14 protein-coding genes are annotated in these 17825 nt (G+C 63.1%); 13 read left to right on the top strand and 1 reads right to left on the bottom strand.

What is annotated here, in order from left to right:
* The first annotated feature begins 7 nt into the window (after positions 1 to 7).
* Together alc and ACQKRQ_RS40955 are read left to right on the top strand one after the other, a co-directional pair.
* On the top strand, positions 8 to 1018 hold the full coding sequence (gene alc, locus ACQKRQ_RS40960; protein ID WP_408182858.1) for an allantoicase: 1011 nt from the start codon (positions 8 to 10) through the stop codon (positions 1016 to 1018).
* 11 nt (positions 1019 to 1029) lie between these two features.
* A complete protein-coding gene (locus ACQKRQ_RS40955) occupies positions 1030 to 1542 on the top strand; it encodes an ureidoglycolate lyase (RefSeq protein WP_427483455.1) in 513 nt (170 codons plus the stop codon).
* 118 nt (positions 1543 to 1660) lie between these two features.
* Here the strand turns inward: ACQKRQ_RS40955 and fur are convergent, their stop codons facing one another.
* Positions 1661 to 2089, bottom strand: a complete 429-nt coding sequence (gene fur, locus ACQKRQ_RS40950) for a ferric iron uptake transcriptional regulator (protein WP_012434340.1) — start codon at positions 2087 to 2089, stop codon at positions 1661 to 1663.
* Between the two features lie 158 nt (positions 2090 to 2247).
* On the opposite strand from fur, the gene ACQKRQ_RS40945 reads away from it, so the two are divergent.
* The 11 genes from ACQKRQ_RS40945 to ACQKRQ_RS40895 form a co-directional block, all read left to right on the top strand.
* Positions 2248 to 3078: an outer membrane protein assembly factor BamE gene (locus tag ACQKRQ_RS40945; RefSeq protein ID WP_132376807.1), complete on the top strand. Its 831-nt coding sequence runs from the start codon at positions 2248 to 2250 to the stop codon at positions 3076 to 3078.
* A 165-nt stretch (positions 3079 to 3243) separates the two neighbouring features.
* On the top strand, positions 3244 to 4041 hold the full coding sequence (dapB, locus tag ACQKRQ_RS40940) for a 4-hydroxy-tetrahydrodipicolinate reductase (RefSeq protein WP_427483452.1): 798 nt from the start codon (positions 3244 to 3246) through the stop codon (positions 4039 to 4041).
* A gap of 77 nt (positions 4042 to 4118) precedes the next feature.
* Positions 4119 to 4835 (top strand): MotA/TolQ/ExbB proton channel family protein, encoded by a 717-nt coding sequence (locus ACQKRQ_RS40935; protein ID WP_408182864.1) that lies wholly within the window; start codon positions 4119 to 4121, stop codon positions 4833 to 4835.
* Positions 4836 to 4863: 28 nt separating this feature from the next.
* The gene (locus tag ACQKRQ_RS40930) at positions 4864 to 5307 is read left to right on the top strand and encodes an ExbD/TolR family protein (RefSeq protein WP_427483450.1); all 444 of its coding nucleotides are present in this window, start codon (positions 4864 to 4866) and stop codon (positions 5305 to 5307) included.
* Positions 5308 to 5545: 238 nt separating this feature from the next.
* On the top strand, positions 5546 to 8137 hold the full coding sequence (gene leuS / locus ACQKRQ_RS40925) for a leucine--tRNA ligase (RefSeq protein ID WP_408182868.1): 2592 nt from the start codon (positions 5546 to 5548) through the stop codon (positions 8135 to 8137).
* 91 nt (positions 8138 to 8228) lie between these two features.
* Positions 8229 to 8780 (top strand): LPS assembly lipoprotein LptE, encoded by a 552-nt coding sequence (gene lptE, locus ACQKRQ_RS40920; RefSeq protein WP_132373075.1) that lies wholly within the window; start codon positions 8229 to 8231, stop codon positions 8778 to 8780.
* A gap of 63 nt (positions 8781 to 8843) precedes the next feature.
* On the top strand, positions 8844 to 9962 hold the full coding sequence (gene holA / locus ACQKRQ_RS40915) for a DNA polymerase III subunit delta (protein ID WP_427483447.1): 1119 nt from the start codon (positions 8844 to 8846) through the stop codon (positions 9960 to 9962).
* 223 nt (positions 9963 to 10185) lie between these two features.
* Positions 10186 to 11457, top strand: a complete 1272-nt coding sequence (locus ACQKRQ_RS40910; protein WP_132373079.1) for a glutamate-5-semialdehyde dehydrogenase — start codon at positions 10186 to 10188, stop codon at positions 11455 to 11457.
* Positions 11458 to 11472: 15 nt separating this feature from the next.
* Entirely contained in the window at positions 11473 to 11889 is a 417-nt protein-coding gene (locus ACQKRQ_RS40905) for a CopD family protein (protein WP_168795207.1), read from the top strand.
* A 431-nt stretch (positions 11890 to 12320) separates the two neighbouring features.
* Positions 12321 to 12770, top strand: a complete 450-nt coding sequence (locus ACQKRQ_RS40900; RefSeq protein ID WP_132373083.1) for a hypothetical protein — start codon at positions 12321 to 12323, stop codon at positions 12768 to 12770.
* Positions 12771 to 13650: 880 nt separating this feature from the next.
* A partial coding sequence (locus ACQKRQ_RS40895) for a beta strand repeat-containing protein (RefSeq protein WP_427483445.1) occupies positions 13651 to 17825 on the top strand: 4175 nt, incomplete at its 3' end.

Below are 17825 nucleotides of genomic sequence, written 5' to 3'. Positions count from 1 at the left end.
AGAGACTATGGCCAATCCGATCCTCGACCCCAACGCTCCCGCTTTCACCCGTCGCTACATGAATCTCGCCGACCCGCGCCTGGGCGCGAAGGCGCTTTTCGCCAGCGACGAATTCTTCGCCCCGAAAGAACGCATGCTGGAGCCGCAGCCGGCGGTGTTCATCCCCGGCAAATACGACGACCACGGTAAGTGGATGGACGGCTGGGAAACCCGCCGCAAGCGCACCACCGGCCACGACTCCTGTGTGATCCGCCTCGCGCATCCGGGCGTCGTGCACGGCGTGGATCTGGACACGAGCCACTTCACCGGCAACTTCCCGCCGGCGGCGTCGATCGACGCCTGCTACGTGGATGGCGAAGTGCCGCCCGATAGCGCCGACTGGCAAACGCTCGTACCGGCCACCACGCTGCAGGGCAATCAGCACCACTACGTCGACGTGAACGACGCGCGCGCGTTCACCCATCTGCGTGTGAATCTGTACCCGGACGGCGGCCTCGCGCGTTTGCGCGTGTACGGCCAGCCGAAGCGCGATTGGGAGCGCGTGGAGCGCGGCACGCTGCTGGATCTGGCGGCGATCGAAAACGGCGCCTATCTGGTCGCGGCGAACAACCAGCACTTCGGGCCGGCTTCGCAGATGCTGATGCCGGGCCGCGGCGTCAACATGGGCGACGGCTGGGAAACCCGGCGCCGCCGCGAGCCGGGCAACGATTGGGCGATCGTCGCGTTGGCGCGGCCGGGCGTGATTCGCAAGATCGAAGTGGATACGGCGCACTTCAAGGGCAACTTCCCGGACCGCTGCTCGCTGCAAGCCGCGTCGGTGACGGGCGGCACGGACGATTCGCTCGTTACGCAGGCGATGTTCTGGCCGGTGCTGCTCGGCGAACAGAAACTGCAGATGGACCACGTCCACACCTTCGCGGATGACCTCGCGTCGCTCGGCCCGGTCACGCATGTTCGTTTCAATATCTTTCCGGACGGCGGCGTGTCGCGCCTGCGCCTGTGGGGCGAAATCGCATAACGGAGTCGTCGATGAAGACATTGCAGATGGAACGGCTCACGCGCGCGACTTTCGCGCCGTTCGGCGACGTCATCGAGTTGGACGGCGCGCGTCATTTCGCCATCAACGGCGGCACGACCGAGCGCTATCACGACCTGGCCAGTGTCGATGTGACGGAGAACGGCGGCCGGCCGCTGATCAACCTGTTTCGCGCGCAGCCGCGTGCGCTGCCGGTCGAGATCACGATGATGGAGCGGCATCCGCTCGGCAGCCAGGCTTTCATTCCCTTGACCGCCGGCCGCTATCTGGTGGTCGTCGCGCCGGCCGGCGAGTTCGATCCGGCGCAGATGCGCGCCTTCTGGACCGACGCGTGGCAGGGCGTGAACTACGCGAAAGGCGTCTGGCACCACCCGTTGCTCGCGCTCGATCGGGTGAGCGATTTCGTGGTGGTCGATCGTGGCGGCGAGCAGCCTAATTGCGACGAATTGTCATTGGCGGAGCCGTGGCGGCTGACGTTCGAAGCCCGCGCCGAGCTGGTGGAATAGGGTCGTAACGGTTCCCGCAAAAAGCGACGCTGCAGACGAAAAAAGACCCGGCCGATTGGCATCGGCCGGGTCTTTTTTTGGCCACCTGACCGCGCACCCCAGCGCGGCCGGCACCGCATCAATGCTTGCGATGCGGGCAATTCTCCTTCGTGCAGGCGCCGTACAGCGCCAAAGCGTGTTCTTGCAGCTTGAAGCCGCGTTCTTTCGCGATGGACTGCTGGCGGCTCTCGATTTCGGAGTCGAAAAATTCTTCGACGAGCCCGCAATCGAGGCACACGAGGTGGTCGTGGTGTGACCCTTCGTTCAGTTCGAACACCGCCTTACCCGACTCGAAATTGCTGCGCGAGAGCAGGCCCGCCTGCTCGAATTGCGTTAGGACGCGATACACGGTTGCAAGACCGATATCGAGTTCTTCGTGCAGCAGGTTGCGGTACACGTCTTCGGCCGTCAGGTGGCGCACCGGGCTGTGCTGAAAAATCTCAAGGATTTTGAGGCGCGGAAGGGTCGCCTTGAGCCCGATATTCTTGAGATCGGTTGGATTGGTCATGACAAGGGATCCCTAGAGTACAATGCTGGGCTCTCATAGTAATGTGTTTTTGCCGTTCTGGTCATCTTCGATGGAATGAAACTCGCGCGGCTCGTCAGCGGGCCCGCACGGTGAGTGAAATGATTTCAAAATCTCAATTGATCTACCGGGGGAGCCGCATGCGGGGTACCTTGATCGCTGTTGCGACTGTCGCGGTTCTTGCCGGATGTTCCACTTACGACAGCCTGACGCAGCGTGTTGCCCAAAGCATCACGCCGTACCGGATTACAGTGGTGCAAGGCAATTTCGTCTCGAAAGAAGCGGCAGCACAGATGCAGGTCGGCCTGTCCCGCGCGCAGGTCAAGCAACTGCTCGGCACGCCGCTCCTGACCGACATGTTCCACGCCGATCGCTGGGACTACGTGTTCTATTTCAAGCGCGGCTCGACTAACGTCGTGCAGCAGCGCGACTTCGTGGTCATATTCGCGGGCGACCGCGTCGCCAGCTGGTCGGGCGGCGACGATCTGCCGTCCAACCTCGAGTTGCTGGCTGAAATCGACGGCGACAAGTCGGGCAAGAAGAAGGCGGCAGCGGCCGTGGCGAGCGGTGCCAGCGGCGCGAGCGCGCCGGCGGCTGCGGCCGTGCCGACCACGCCGGACACCGTGCTTTCGCCGTCCGTGGCCGGCGCTGCCGCAGCGGGTGTCCCGTCCACGGACGCCAACGCGGAAGCCGCGCAAGCCGCCAATCGTGCGACCAATGCAGTGCAGTTGTCGCCCAATGCGCGTCCGAGCGTGCCGAGCGCGCCGACCGCCAACGGCGGCGGCATCCCGCAGCAAGGCCCGACGGCCGCGGGTCAGCCGCAGTTCCAGTTCCACCGTCCGCCGCCGCCGCAAAATCCGGGTACGGACAACAGCAATCCGGTTGGACCGACGGGCCCGCAGAGCAGCAACAGCAGCCCGGCGCACAACGCGCCGCTGACCTCTTCTCCGGCTTCGGGAACGGGCGGCTAATCGCGCTGTCCGTGTCTTAAGACGGGCGCTGCGCGCGGGCAACCGCACCGTGCAAAGCGTTCGTCCGGTTCTTCGTTTTTTCAGTCATGCGCGGCGCTTGGGTGTGCTGCCCGCCGCCGCTTTTACCCGCCTTTGCCGGGTTTTGCCTTTCGAACCCTCGTAGCCATGAAAATTGCCATTGCTGGCGCATCGGGCCGTATGGGCCGCATGCTCATCGAAACAGTCCTTAACGATTCCGGCGCCACGCTGTCCGGCGCGCTCGACCGCGCGGGCTCCCCGCAACTCGGGCAGGACGCCGGCGCGTTTCTGGGCAAACAGACGGGCGTCGTGCTGACCGACGACGTCGAGCGCGTGTTCGCCGAATCCGATTACCTGATCGACTTCACGCGCCCCGAAGGCACGCTGATGCATCTCGAAGCGGCGCAGCGTCACAACGTGAAAATGGTGATCGGCACGACCGGCTTCGACAACGAGCAGAAGGCGCAACTGCGCGCCGCGGCGGACAAGATCGCCATCATGTTCTCGTCGAACATGAGCGTGGGCGTGAACGTCACGCTGAAGCTGCTCGAATTCGCGGCCAAGCATTTCGCGACCGGCTACGACGTCGAAATCATCGAGGCGCATCATCGTCACAAGGTCGACGCGCCGTCCGGCACGGCGTTGACCATGGGCGAGGTGATCGCCAATGCGCTCGGCCGCAATCTCGACGACTGCGCGGTGTACAGCCGCGAAGGCGTGACCGGCGAGCGCGACCCGTCCACGATAGGTTTTTCGGCGATTCGCGGCGGCGATATCGTCGGGGACCATACGGTGCTGTTCGCGGGCATCGGCGAGCGCATCGAAATCACGCACAAATCGGCGAGCCGTCTGTCGTACGCGCAAGGCGCGCTTCGTGCTGTGCGTTTCCTCGAAGGCCACGCAACTGGCTTCTTCGACATGCAGGACGTGCTCGGTCTGCGTTGAGCTCGTCCTGAGCGAACCGAAGGGGCATCGCTCCACGTGTTCGCGCCCCTGAAATCACTACTCCACGGCGAGGTCAGATGGCAGGCAGCAGCGGCATCATCCATTACCTGCAAACCAGCGATGCGATCACGCATGGCGTCGCGTACGTGCTGCTGGCCATGTCGATTGCGAGCTGGTGCTTTCTGATCGTCAAAAGCTGGATCCTCACGCGCGCCAAACGTCAGGCCACGCGCGCGCTTGCCCAGTTCTGGCAGGCGCCCACGCTGGCCGAAGGCGTCGCGGCGTTAAAGCGCGCGGACCGCGAGCGCGTCTTCACGCCGCTGGCGGAAGCAGCGCTGCATGCGTCTGAGGTGGATATTCCGGGCGCGCTGCTCGCGCGCGTCGAACGTGGCGAGCGGGTGTTGCGGGCTCTGCGTCAGGCGCTCAACGCGTCGCAGCGACGGCTCGAATTCGGCCAGGTGCTGCTGGCCTCGGTGGGCAGCACGGCGCCATTCGTCGGCCTGCTCGGCACCGTGTGGGGCATCTATCACGCGCTCGGCAGCATTGCTGCGAGCGGTCAGGCGCAGATTGAAAACGTCGCCGGGCCGGTCGGCGAGGCGCTCATCATGACCGCATTCGGCCTCGTGGTCGCGATTCCGGCCGTGCTCGCCTACAACGTGCTCGGGCGGATGGTGCGGCAGTTGACGGAAGACCTCGACGGCTTCGCGCACGACCTGCACGCCTACGTCTGCGCGCCGGCGGAGCAGGGTCACACGCAGGCGCCGGCGCGGGCTCAGCAGGCCTCGACTCACTAAGCGCGCCGCTCGGACAGAAGGAGGCGATATGGCATTCGGCGGACTCGAGAAAAAGCAGACGGCCGCGCCCATGGCCGAGATCAACATGACGCCGCTGATCGACGTGATGCTGGTCCTGCTGGTGATTTTTATCATTACCGCGCCTTTATTCACGCACGCGATCCGGCTCGATTTGCCCAGAGTCGCGGCCGCGCCCGCGCGCCAGACGCCGCAAACCATTTCCCTTTCCATCGACGCCGCCGGCAAGCTGTACTGGGACGGCAGTGTGATCACGCTCGAGCAGATGCGCGCGCGCTTCGCGCAAGCGGGCAAGCAGAGCGACCAGCCGGAGATCCAGCTACGCGCCGAGCGCTCCACGCGCTACGAGGTGATCGCGCAGGTCATGGGCGCGGCGCAGCAGAGCGGGCTCGAGCGGATCGGTTTCGTGACGGCCCCGCCGCTGCCGGCAGCCGCAACTCCAAAGGCGCCATAGCGCCGTTGCCGCGGTCCGCGAGGGGGCCAGTTCGGCACGCCATCTCGCCGGGACTGCGAACCCGCGGGCTCGCTCCCGCGCGACGCGGTCAAACCCATGCGGCACGCCGCGCGGCGTACCCGTCCGCGGACGGTATAATCAGCCCTTTCCCCCGCCGAAGGGGAAACGACGCCATTTCATCCAGCAGAGCACCAAAGCGGCCGGTGCGAAAGCACCGACCCAGCGATCCCATCACACCATGCACGAAAAATACGTTCCCTCCGACGTCGAATCCGCCGCGCAAGGGCAATGGCGCGCCATCGACGCGTACAAGTCGACGGAAGTCACCGACAAGCCCAAGTTCTATTGCGTCTCGATGCTGCCGTACCCGTCGGGCAAGCTGCACATGGGTCACGTGCGCAACTATACGATCAACGACGTGATGTACCGCTATCTGCGGATGAACGGCTACAACGTGCTGATGCCGATGGGTTGGGACGCGTTCGGCATGCCGGCGGAAAACGCCGCGATGGCCAACAACGTGCCGCCGGCCAAGTGGACCTACGACAACATCGCTTACATGAAGAAGCAGATGCAGTCGATGGGCCTCGCGATCGACTGGTCGCGTGAAGTCGCCACCTGCAGCCCGGACTACTACAAGTGGAACCAGTGGCTGTTCCTGAAGATGCTGGAAAAGGGCATCGCGTACAAGAAAACCGGCACCGTCAACTGGGATCCGGTCGATCAGACCGTGCTCGCCAACGAGCAGGTGATCGACGGCCGCGGCTGGCGTTCGGGCGCGCTGGTCGAAAAGCGCGAAATCCCGATGTACTACATGCGCATCACGCAGTACGCGGACGAACTGCTGAACGACCTCGAAGGCCTCGGCTGGCCCGAGCGCGTCAAGATCATGCAGCAGAACTGGATCGGCAAGAGTTTCGGCGTGAACTTCGGCTTCCCGTACGAGATCGACGGCGAACAGAAGCTGCTGCGCGTGTTCACCACGCGCGCCGACACGATCATGGGCGTCACCTTCTGCGCGATCGCCGCTGAGCATCCGCTCGCCACGCGCCTCGCGAAAGACAAGCCGGAGTTGCAGGCTTTCATCGAGGAATGCAAGCGCGGCGGCGTTGCTGAAGCCGACGTCGCGACCATGGAAAAGAAGGGCATGGCCACCGGCTTCTACGTCACGCATCCGCTGACGCAGGAACAGGTCGAAGTGTGGATCGGCAACTACGTGCTGATGAGCTACGGCGAAGGCGCCGTGATGGGCGTGCCGGCGCACGACGAGCGCGACTTCGCCTTCGTGAAGAAATACGATCTGCCGATCAAGCAGGTGGTCGCCGTTCAAGGCAAGGAATACTCGACCGACGCCTGGCAAGAATGGTATGGCGACAAGACTGGTACGCTGATCAACAGCGGCAAGTACGACGGCCTCGGCTATGAGGCAGCGGTCGACCAGATCGCCGCGGATTTGAAGGAACTCGGTCTCGGCGACAAGCAGATCACGTGGCGTCTGCGTGACTGGGGCGTGTCGCGTCAGCGCTATTGGGGCACGCCGATTCCGATCATCCATTGCCCGACGTGCGGCGACGTGCCGGTGCCGGAAAAAGATCTGCCGGTGGTGCTGCCGGAAGACCTCGTGCCGGACGGCACGGGCAATCCGCTCGCCAAGTCGGAAGCGTTCGTGAACTGCACCTGCCCGACCTGCGGCGGCGCCGCCAAGCGCGAAACCGACACCATGGACACCTTCGTCGATTCGTCGTGGTACTTCTACCGCTACGCGTCGCCGGATGCGAAGACCATGGTCGACGAGCGCACCGACTACTGGGCGCCGATGGACCAGTACATCGGCGGCATCGAGCACGCGATTCTGCACCTCTTGTACTCGCGCTTCTGGGCGAAGGTGATGCGCGATCTCGGTCTGGTCAAGTTCGGCGAGCCGGCCAAAAATCTGCTGACGCAGGGCATGGTGCTCAACGAAACCTACTACCGTGAAAACGAAGCGGGCAAGAAGACCTGGTATAACCCGGCCGACGTGACCGTTTCGTTCGACGACAAGGGCCGCCCGGTCGGCGCCGTCCTGAATGCGGACGGCCAGCCGGTGGTGCTCGGCGGCGTCGAGAAAATGTCGAAGTCGAAGAACAACGGCGTCGATCCGCAATTGCTGATCGATCAGCACGGCGCGGACACCGCGCGTCTGTTCGTGATGTTCGCCGCACCGCCCGAGCAGTCGCTCGAATGGTCCGGCTCGGGCGTGGAAGGCGCGAGCCGCTTCCTGCGCCGCGTGTGGAACTTCAGTCAGACGAACGAAGCTGCGTTACGCCAGGGCGGCACGTTCGACGCCGCTCAACTCAACGACGTCGAAAAGGCGCTGCGCCGCGAGATCTACAGCGTGCTGAAGCAGGCCGACTTCGATTACCAGCGTTTGCAGTACAACACGGTGGTGTCGGCCGCCATGAAGATGCTCAACGCGCTCGACAGCGCGAAGGGCGCCCGCCCGGCCGTGCTGCGCGAAACGTATAGCGTGATGCTGCGCGTGCTGTATCCGGTCGTGCCGCACCTCACGTTCCAGCTGTGGCAGGAACTCGGTTACGCCGACGAACTCGGCTCGCTGCTCGACGCGCCGTGGCCGAAGGTCGACGAGAAGGCGCTGGAGCAGTCCGAGATCGAACTCGTGCTGCAGGTGAACGGCAAGGTGCGCGGCGCGCTCACGGTGGCGAAAGACGCCTCGCGTGAAGCGATCGAGCAGCTCGCCGCCGCGCACGAGATGGTCGCGAAGTTCAGCGAAGGCAAGGCGCCGAAGAAGATCGTCGTGGTGCCGGGCCGCCTCGTGAACGTGGTCGTGTGAGTTTCGACGAAGACATGACAGCAGGCAGGACGCCGCCGCGCGCGGCGGCGCTTGTCCGTGCTGGGGAATCTACTGCGAACCAGGAGCCAATGTGACTCGCAGATCGTTTTTGACGCTGGCTTGCAGCGTGCTGATGTTGTCCGCCTGCGGCTTCCAGCTGCGCGGCCAGCAGGACTACGCATTCAAACGCCTCTTTATCGCCGGCGGTTCGCCGGCGGCGGCCGCGCGCTTGACGCGTATCGTGCAAGGCGGCAGCGACACGGTCGTGGTCACTTCGGTCGCGAATGCCGACGCCACGTTGCAGATCACGGAAGGCCGCGGCACCAGCACGCTGACGCTGAACTCGCTGGGCCAAGTCGAAGAGTATCAATTGAATCTCAACATGAACTATTCGCTGATCGCCAAGGACGGCACGCTGCTGATTCCGCCGAGCGTGATCGCGTTGAACCGCGCGATGACCTATAGCGACCAGTTCTCGCAAGCGAAATCAGCCGAAAGCGAGATTCTCTTCGCCGATATGGAAAACGACGCGATCGACCAGCTCACGCGCCGTCTGGGCGTCGTGCGCTCGATGCATCCGGCGCCGGGCCAGGAAGTGCCGTCGGTTGCGCCGCGCGCGCCGTTGCCGCCGCCGCCGCTGTGAGCGTCGTATTCCGTTCACTTTGTTCAATGTGCCGCACCTGTTCAACCTCGCCGATCGGTAGCCATGCAACTGCGACTTGACGCGCTCGAAGCGCATCTCGCCAAGGGACTCGCCGGACTGTACGTCGTGTACGGCGACGAGCACCTGCTCGCGCAGGAAGCATGCGACCGCATTCGCGCCGCGGCGCGCGCGGCCGGCTTCACCGACCGCTCGGTGTTCACGGTCGAACGCGGGTTCGACTGGAGTTCGCTGCTGGGCGCGAGCCAGTCGATGTCGCTGTTCGGCGACCGTCAACTGGTCGAGTTGCGTATTCCGTCAGGCAAGCCCGGCAAGGAAGGCGCGGACGCGCTGAAAGCGCTCGCTGCTGCCGTCAATGACGACGTGCTCACCATGATCACGCTGCCGCGGCTCGACGCGGCCACGCAGAAGTCGGCGTGGTTCACGGCTTTGTCCGACGCGGGCGTCGCGTTGAAGATCGATCCGGTCGAGCGCGCGCAGTTGCCGAATTGGGTCGGCCAACGGCTCGCCGCGCAGGGCCAGCGAGTTGCCGCTGGCGAAGAAGGGCGGCGCGCGCTGGCGTTCATCGCCGAGCGCGTGGAAGGCAATCTGCTCGCCGCGCATCAGGAAATTCAGAAGCTCGGCTTGCTGTATCCGGCTGGGCCGCTCAGCTTCGAACAGGTTCAGGACGCTGTGCTCAACGTCGCGCGTTACGACGTTTTCAAGCTGAACGAAGCGATGCTGGCCGGCGACGTCGGCCGCTTGTCGCGCATGCTCGACGGACTGCGCGGCGAAGGCGAGGCCGCGGTGCTGGTGCTGTGGGCCGTGGTCGAAGAAGTGCGCACGCTGCTGCGGATCAAGCGCGGCGTCGCGGCCGGCAAGCCGCTGGCGATGCTGGTGCGCGAAAACCGCGTGTGGGGGCCGCGCGAGCGGCTGATTGGACCGGCGTTGTCGCGTGTGAGCGAAGGTGCGCTGGAAAAAGCGCTGGCGCTGGCGGCGCGGCTCGATCGGCAGGTGAAGGGTTTGTCGGGCGGCACGCCCGGCAATCATCGCAACGATCCGCCGCCCGATCCGTGGGATGGCCTGTTCGAGTTGGCCATGACAGTGGCTTCGCCGAAAGCGGCGCCGGTGCCACCGCCACGACCTCGAAGCGCGGCAGCGGCGCCTGCTCGAAGGCCGGCCTGAGCCACAACGGCAAGCCTGCCGGGCGAGCGCCTAGCCGCTGCCGCTAGCGCTTCGAGTAGCGCTCAAGCGTGCGACGTTTTCGGCATATGGCGGCCTAGGCTACAAGGATTGCACTGGCCGGCGCCGCAAGCAAAGCGCCTTCACCCGACATACAATCGTCTCATCTTTCGCTCATTCTGCCTGTCCGCCGCACGTCGACGTGCGCGGCACCACGAGAATCACCATGGATATCGACCAGTACATGACCGACCTCGGCCGCCGCGCCCGCCAAGCTTCGCGGGCGATGGCACGGGCGTCGACGGCGGCGAAAAATTCCGCGCTCGCGGCCGTTGCGCAGGCAATCGAACGCGATGCCGCGCTGCTGAAAGAAGCCAACGCGCGCGACGTCGCGCGGGCTCGCGAGAAGGGTCACGATGCCGCGTTCATCGATCGTTTGACGCTGTCGGACAAAGCGCTGAAGACGATGGTCGAAGGTTTGCGGCAAGTCGCTGCGCTGGCCGATCCGATCGGCGAGATCAGCAATCTGAAGTACCGGCCGAGCGGCATTCAGGTCGGCCAGATGCGCGTGCCGCTGGGCGTGATTGGCATCATCTACGAATCGCGTCCGAACGTGACGATCGACGCCGCCGCGCTGTGCCTGAAGTCGGGCAACGCGACGATTCTGCGCGGCGGTTCGGAAGCGCTCGAATGCAATACGGCGTTGGCGAAGCTGATCGGTGAAGGGCTGGAAGCGGCCGGTTTGCCGCAAGATGCCGTGCAAGTGGTGGCCACCTCGGACCGTGCGGCTGTCGGCAAGCTGATCACGATGACCGAATTCGTCGACGTGATCGTGCCGCGCGGCGGCAAGAGTCTGATCGAGCGCCTGATGAACGAAGCGCGCGTGCCGATGATCAAGCACCTCGACGGCATCTGCCACGTTTACGTGGACGACCGCGCGGATCTGGCCAAGGCGCTGACTGTCTGCGACAACGCCAAGACGCACCGCTACGGCACCTGCAACACGATGGAAACGCTGCTGGTCGCGCGAGGCATAGCGGCCGAAGTGTTGCCGCCGTTGGGCAAGCTGTATCGCGATAAGCAAGTCGAGCTGCGAGTGGACGCGGCGGCGCGCGCTGTGCTGGCGGATGCGGGCGTGGGACCGCTCGTCGATGCCACCGAAGAAGACTGGCGCACCGAATACCTCGCGCCGGTGCTGGCGATCAAAGTGGTCGACGGCCTCGATGCGGCGATCGACCACATCAACACGTACAGTTCGCAGCACACCGACGCGATCGTCACGGAAGACCACGATCGCGCAATGCGCTTCCTGCGCGAAGTGGATTCGGCGAGCGTGATGGTCAACGCATCGACGCGTTTCGCGGATGGTTTCGAATTCGGCCTCGGCGCGGAAATCGGCATTTCGAATGACAAGCTGCACGCGCGCGGGCCGGTGGGTCTGGAAGGGCTGACGTCGCTCAAGTACGTCGTGCTGGGCCACGGTGAAGGCCGGCAATAAACGAGAGGACCGCTGATGCTTTGGGTAAAGACGTTTCACATCGTTCTGATTGCTTCATGGTTCGCCGGCCTGTTCTATTTGCCGCGCATCTTCGTCAATCTGGCGATGGAAACGGAACCCGCGGCGACGGCGCGTCTCCTGACGATGGCGCGCAAGCTGTTCCGCTTCATGACGTTCATCGCGGTGCCGGCGCTGGCGTGCGGGTTGTGGTTGTGGCTGGTGATCGGCATCGGGCGCGGACAGGGTTGGATTCACGCGAAGGTTGGCGTGGTGGTGCTGCTGATCATCTATCACGCTTATTGCGGCGTGCTGCTGCGGACCTTCGAGCGTGGTGAGAATCGGCGGTCGGATAAGTGGTATCGGATGTTTAATGAGCTGCCGGTGTTGGGGATGTTGGCGGCGGTGGCGTTGGTGGTGATTAAGCCGTTTTAGGACGCGGGCGGGCGGTGTTTGGGTTCTTCGGATGCGAGCTTTGAATTGTGGAAAGGGCGGTTTGCTGGATTCGGCAAACCGCCCTTTTTTATTATTGGCGCGAGTGCGACGCGTGGTCTTAGGCCGAATGGCTAGCTCGGTTGTTCGGCTAAATTGGGACGGCCAATGCGCGTGCGGCCTGATTTATAATTTCCGAACCACCGGCATCAACCGGTGGTCAGGTTTAGCAGCCTGCGCCAAAAACCGCACACCCGCCTAGGCGGGGCGTGCGTCTGCCTCTGCACGCCTTATTTCAATGGGCGGGCCGTGGTGGGGAGCCGAAAGGCTCGCCGGTTTGTTTTTGGCCCGGTCTGCTAACCCGCTACATGCCCGCTCACCCTCCTTGCAAGCGAGTGTCGGGCGATCCAAGTAAGTCTTAGGGAGATCGCACCATGAGCAAGTCCATCAAAAATCAACCTGCCTCACGCCCGCCAGTCGATGCCTTGCAGTACGAAAAACTCGCTCTGTCGGCATTCGGTTCGTGCGAACGGCAACTGACTCAACTCAACAGACTGGCTACACTTGCGACCTCGATATATAGGAATCCTGCATTGACGAATCACGAGCGGCGTAGCCGGCAAGTGCTACTCGAGTTGCTGGTCGAGACATGCGAGGAGTACGAGCGAGAAGTGGAATGCGACCGCGAACTGTATCAGGTGATTGCGCTCGATGCGCGTGGCATCGCTCATCGTCGAATTACGGCAAGTGCTGCGGCGAAACTTCTTGCGAAAGCGGGGAAGGAAACCAAGAAGGACGATGCGAGCGTTGCACGAAGCGTGACCGCGACGCGTAAGTCGGCACGGCGTGCGGCCGATGTAGCCGTTGCTGCGACTGCACACTGAGACTGACTGCAAACACGTTTCAGCACGTTTCCACGCCGCGCTGAAGTCTGCCACACGGCGCTCCTGCGCGGCGGCTCAACAATGCTCGACTGCAGCACGGCGCTTGCGAAGTTGATTGGTGAAGGGCGGTAAGCGACTGGCCTGCCGCAAAACGCCTATGCAACTGGTGGCCGCACCAGATCGTGCGGCCGTCAGAAAATCTGATCACGATGACTCAATTCGTCGACGCGATCGTGACGCGCTGCCCGTAGCGGGCGGCTCATCCTTTGCAACCCGCTGGTCACTCTTGGTCAGGTGAGTTCGCATCTATTTATCTGAATCCGGATCGGCCGATGTGACGTCGCTCGCCGGATGGCAGGAATGCGCGGCGTGCATTGCGTCACTGCGTTTGGGCGCTCAACGCAGATTCGCCGTTTTGACTTGAATTGCTGATTGCATCCCGCACACCGATGCTCAATTTAGGGCGCGATTTATCGCTGCTTCGATTAAGACTTTTCCGAACATGACGCAATAGTTTCGCCACAAATGTCCGCTGCTTAGCAAGCGTCAACGCTGCCATTTCGCGGCCTACAGTTCAGCACATTCCTATTGTCCGCGCGTCTTGCGTAACGGACGTCTACAGCTCTTCATCTCTCGACTGCCGACACCGCTGTCGCCGTGACAGTTGCACAAACAATCTGCACTCAAATCTCTCGTCTCCTTTGTCTGAAATGCCCGCGCGTCTCTGAGGCGTTTTAGTCCTTGTCTGATTCCGTCTGCTTCTCTCGTCTCATATTCTGCAAATCGAACATTAGCAAAGCACGATGGCCCTAGCCACGCTTCGCTCGATGTCGGGCCGCAAACGTGGTTGTCGTGTTTTTAATTTTTACTGTGAGTATTCATGAACAAGAATCGATTTCGCCGGGTATTTAGCAAACGTCTCGGCATGCTGGTCGCGGTTGCAGAAAATGTCGTGAGCCAGGGCAAGGCGGCTGCGGGTGAAAGCGCTGCAGCCGGCGCATCGGGTGGTGAGCTGGGGGTCGTGTCGTCGTTGACGGCGACGGCGGTGCTGGCGCTGTTGGTGCTGGACCCGTCGATCGGTCATGCGCAAGCTCTGCCGACCAACGGTCAGGTGGTCGTGGGCCAGGCGAGCATCGCGCAGTCCGGCGCGAACATGAACATCAACCAGGGCAGCCAGCGCACGATCATCAACTGGGATACGTTCAACGTCGGCCAGGGCAACACGGTGCAGTTCAATCAGCCGAACGCCCAGGCGCAGGCGCTGAACCGCGTGGTGACGGGCGCGCCGTCGAACATCCAGGGCACGCTGCTGGCCAATGGGCAGGTGCTGATCCAGAACGCGAACGGCGTGCTGTTCGGCAAGGGCGCGGTGGTGAACGTGGGTTCGCTGCTGGCGACGACGAAATCGGTCGACACGAACCAGTTCATGGCGGGTGGTCCGCTGCAACTGGGTTCGACGGGCACGAACGCAAGCGTGGTGAACGACGGCCAGATCCAGGCGCAGGGCTTCGTGGTGCTGATGGGCGACCAGGCGCGTAACACGGGCACGATCACGACGGCGAAGGGCGGCCAGGTGGCACTTGCCGCGGGCGATAGCGCGACGGTGGCGCTCGCCAACGGTCAGGGCATCCAGCTGACGCTGACGAATGCAACCGCCAATGCACTGGTCGAAAACAGCGGCACGATCAAGGCCGACAACGGCAGCGTGCTGCTGACGGCACGCGGCAAGGACACGCTGCTCAACACGGTGGTGAACCTCTCGGGCGTGACGCGCGCGGGCACGGTGGTGGCCGATGCAGGCGCGACGGGCGACGTGGCGGTGACGGGCAAGATCGATGCGTCGAACAAGGCGGCAGGTGGCGTGGGCGGCACGGTGGTGCTGTCGGGCGACCGCGTGGGCGTGTTCGGCAATGCATCGGTGGACGTGAGCGGCGATGCGGCTGGCGGCAAGGTAATCATGGGCGGTGACAGCCTGCACCAGCTCGCGGGCACGCAGGCGCAAACGATGCTGCAGGACGGCGTGAACTTCGCGAACTACACGCAGGTGGATGCGGGCGCGACGATCAAGGCGGACTCCGTGCATGGCAATGGTGGCTTTGTCGAAACGTCGGGTCACAACCTGGACGTGGAAGGCGCAGTGAGCGCAGCGGCAGCGGAAGGCAAGGCCGGGCAGTGGCTGATCGACCCGACGGACGTGACGATCAGCACGGGTGCGGACGCGGGCTATACGGGCAACGTGACGGGCGGCTTCAGCGGCACGGGCAACACAGCGACGGTGAAGAACGCGACCATCAGCAACGCGCTGACCGCGGGCACGGACGTGACGATCACGACGGCGAGCGCAGGCACGGCGACGGGCAACATCGTGCAGCAGGCGGGCGCGGACATCACGAAGACGGGAGGCGGGGCGGCGAACCTGACGCTGGCAGCCAACGGCAGCATCACGCTGAACGGCAACATCACGTCGACGTCGAATGCGCTGAACCTGAACCTGACGGCGGCCATGGGCCGGGCCAACGGCTCGGTGCAGACGAACGCCGGCACGACCCTCGATCTGAACGGCGGCAACCTGACCATCTCGGGCAATACGACGGGTGGCGCGGGTAATGCCATCACTCTGTACGGTAACCAGTTGAACGTCGGCGGCGCCACGATCACGGGCGCGGCCAATACGGGCGCAGGCGTAGCCTTCGCTAGTAACTTCACGGAGATCGGCAACGGCCCGGTGACCGTGTCGGGCACGTCCAATACCGGCGATGGCGTTCAGTTCTGGTCCGGCAACATGTCGATGAGCCAGGGTTCGACGCTCAACGTCAGCGGCCGAACAGCCGGTGGAAGCGGGCGCGGGGTTCTCCAGAATGGTGGTGAGACGATCGATCTGCACGGCGGCAACCTCACGATCACGGGTAATACCACGGGCGGGGCAGGCAATGCGGTCGAGCTCGATGGTACTGTCACGAACGTCGGCGGAGGCGCGATTACCGGTGCTGCAAATAGCGGTGCTGGCGTTCAGTACAACTCGTTGACGGAGATTGGAAGCGGACAGTTAAATGTGACGGGCACATCCGTCAGTGGTTATGGTATTCGAGCGGGAACGACCAATGTGACGCAGAGCGCGACGCTGAATCTTCAGGGGCGCTCAGATACCGGCTTTGGCATTACTACGGGAGTCAGCTGGGGATACATTGGCGCTGAATTTGATGACTTCGAAGCAAGTACGTGGGGCTCTCCTCATTTCAACATATCCGGCAACGGGAAGGTCAACATCAGCGGGGTTTCCAACTCCTCATTTGGCGTAGCAGACGGGGCTCAATATTCTGTTAGCCAGAACGGCAGCGTAAACATAAATGGAGCAGGCGAGGGCGGCTATGCCGCCTTCGCCAGTGTGAACGTTGGGGACAACGGGACATTCCATATCACCGGTCACGGAACTGACTCGTGGGGCGTTTTCGCTCCAGTAGTCAACGTTTCGGGTAATGGTAAGGTCAGCATCGATGGTACTTCCGACAGCGCCCCAGGTGTCGAAAAAGCATCGTATGTAGGCACCGACAGCGTTTCGGACAGCGGGACGCTCACCATAAATGGCAATTCCAACGCCGGCCGGGGCGTGGAGCTTTACGGCGATGTCAACGTTGCGGGGAACGGGACATTGGCCGTTACCGGTAACTCGACCAGTGGTTCCGGCGTAGTCCAGACGGACGGCACCATCAGCGTCTCTGGCAATGGGGCATCGATTATTACTGGAAATTCATCTACCGGAGACGGCGTCGACCAGTCTGGCGTGATCATTGTCACGGATAACGGCACGAGCATTATCTCGGGCACGTCGGGCAATGGTACGGGTGTCGCGCAGAACGGTTCGATCAAAACGTCGGACAACGGCACGACGGACATCTCGGGTAACTCGACCAACGGCACGGGTGTGATCGTCGATCCGAACGGTTCGGTCAACACCACCGGCAATGGCACGACGAACATCTCGGGCAACTCGACCAACGGTGACGGCACGGACATCAACGGCTCGGTGAACACCAGCGGTAACGGGACGACCGATATCAGCGGTAACTCGACCAACGGGTCGGGCGTGGTCGTCGATCCGAACGGTTCGGTCAACACGACGGACAATGGCACGACGAACATCTCGGGCAATTCGACCAACGGTGACGGCACGGACATCAACGGCTCGGTGAACACCAGCGGTAACGGGACGACCGATATCAGCGGTAACTCGTCAGGTAACGGTACGGGTGTGATCGTCGATCCGAACGGTTCGGTCAACACCACCGGCAATGGCACGACGGACATCTCGGGTAACTCGACCAACGGTGACGGCACGGACATCAACGGCTCGGTGAACACCAGCGGTAACGGCACGACCGATATCAGCGGCAACTCGACCAATGGCACGGGTGTGATCGTCGATCCGAACGGTTCGGTCAACACCACCGGCAATGGCACGACGAACATCTCGGGCAACTCGACCAACGGTGACGGCACGGACATCAACGGCTCGGTGAACACCAGCGGTAACGGCACGACCGATATCAGCGGCAACTCGACCAATGGCTCGGGTGTGATCGTCGATCCGAACGGTTCGATCAACACGACGGACAATGGCACGACGAACATCTCCGGTGATTCGGCCAACGGTTCGGGCGTGGTGGACAACGGCTCGATCAACACGAGCGGTAATGGTTCGACCAACATCGACGGCAACTCGACCAACGGATCGGGCGTGGTCGTCGATCCGAACGGCTCGGTCAACACGACGGACAATGGCACGACGAACATCTCGGGCAATTCGACCAACGGTGACGGCACGGACATCAACGGCTCGGTGAACACCAGCGGTAACGGGACGACCGATATCAGCGGCAACTCGACCAACGGGTCGGGTGTGATCGTCGATCCGAACGGTTCGGTCAACACCACCGGCAATGGCACGACGGACATCTCGGGCAACTCGACCAACGGTGACGGCACGGACATCAACGGCTCGGTGAACACCAGCGGTAACGGCACGACCGATATCAGCGGCAACTCGACCAATGGCAC

This window comes from Paraburkholderia sp. NPDC080076 (assembly GCF_050281145.1).
In the GTDB taxonomy this organism is placed as follows: Bacteria; Pseudomonadota; Gammaproteobacteria; order Burkholderiales; family Burkholderiaceae; genus Paraburkholderia.
Note: the sequence above shows the minus strand (reverse complement) of the source record. Positions and strands in the feature narration are given on the sequence as shown.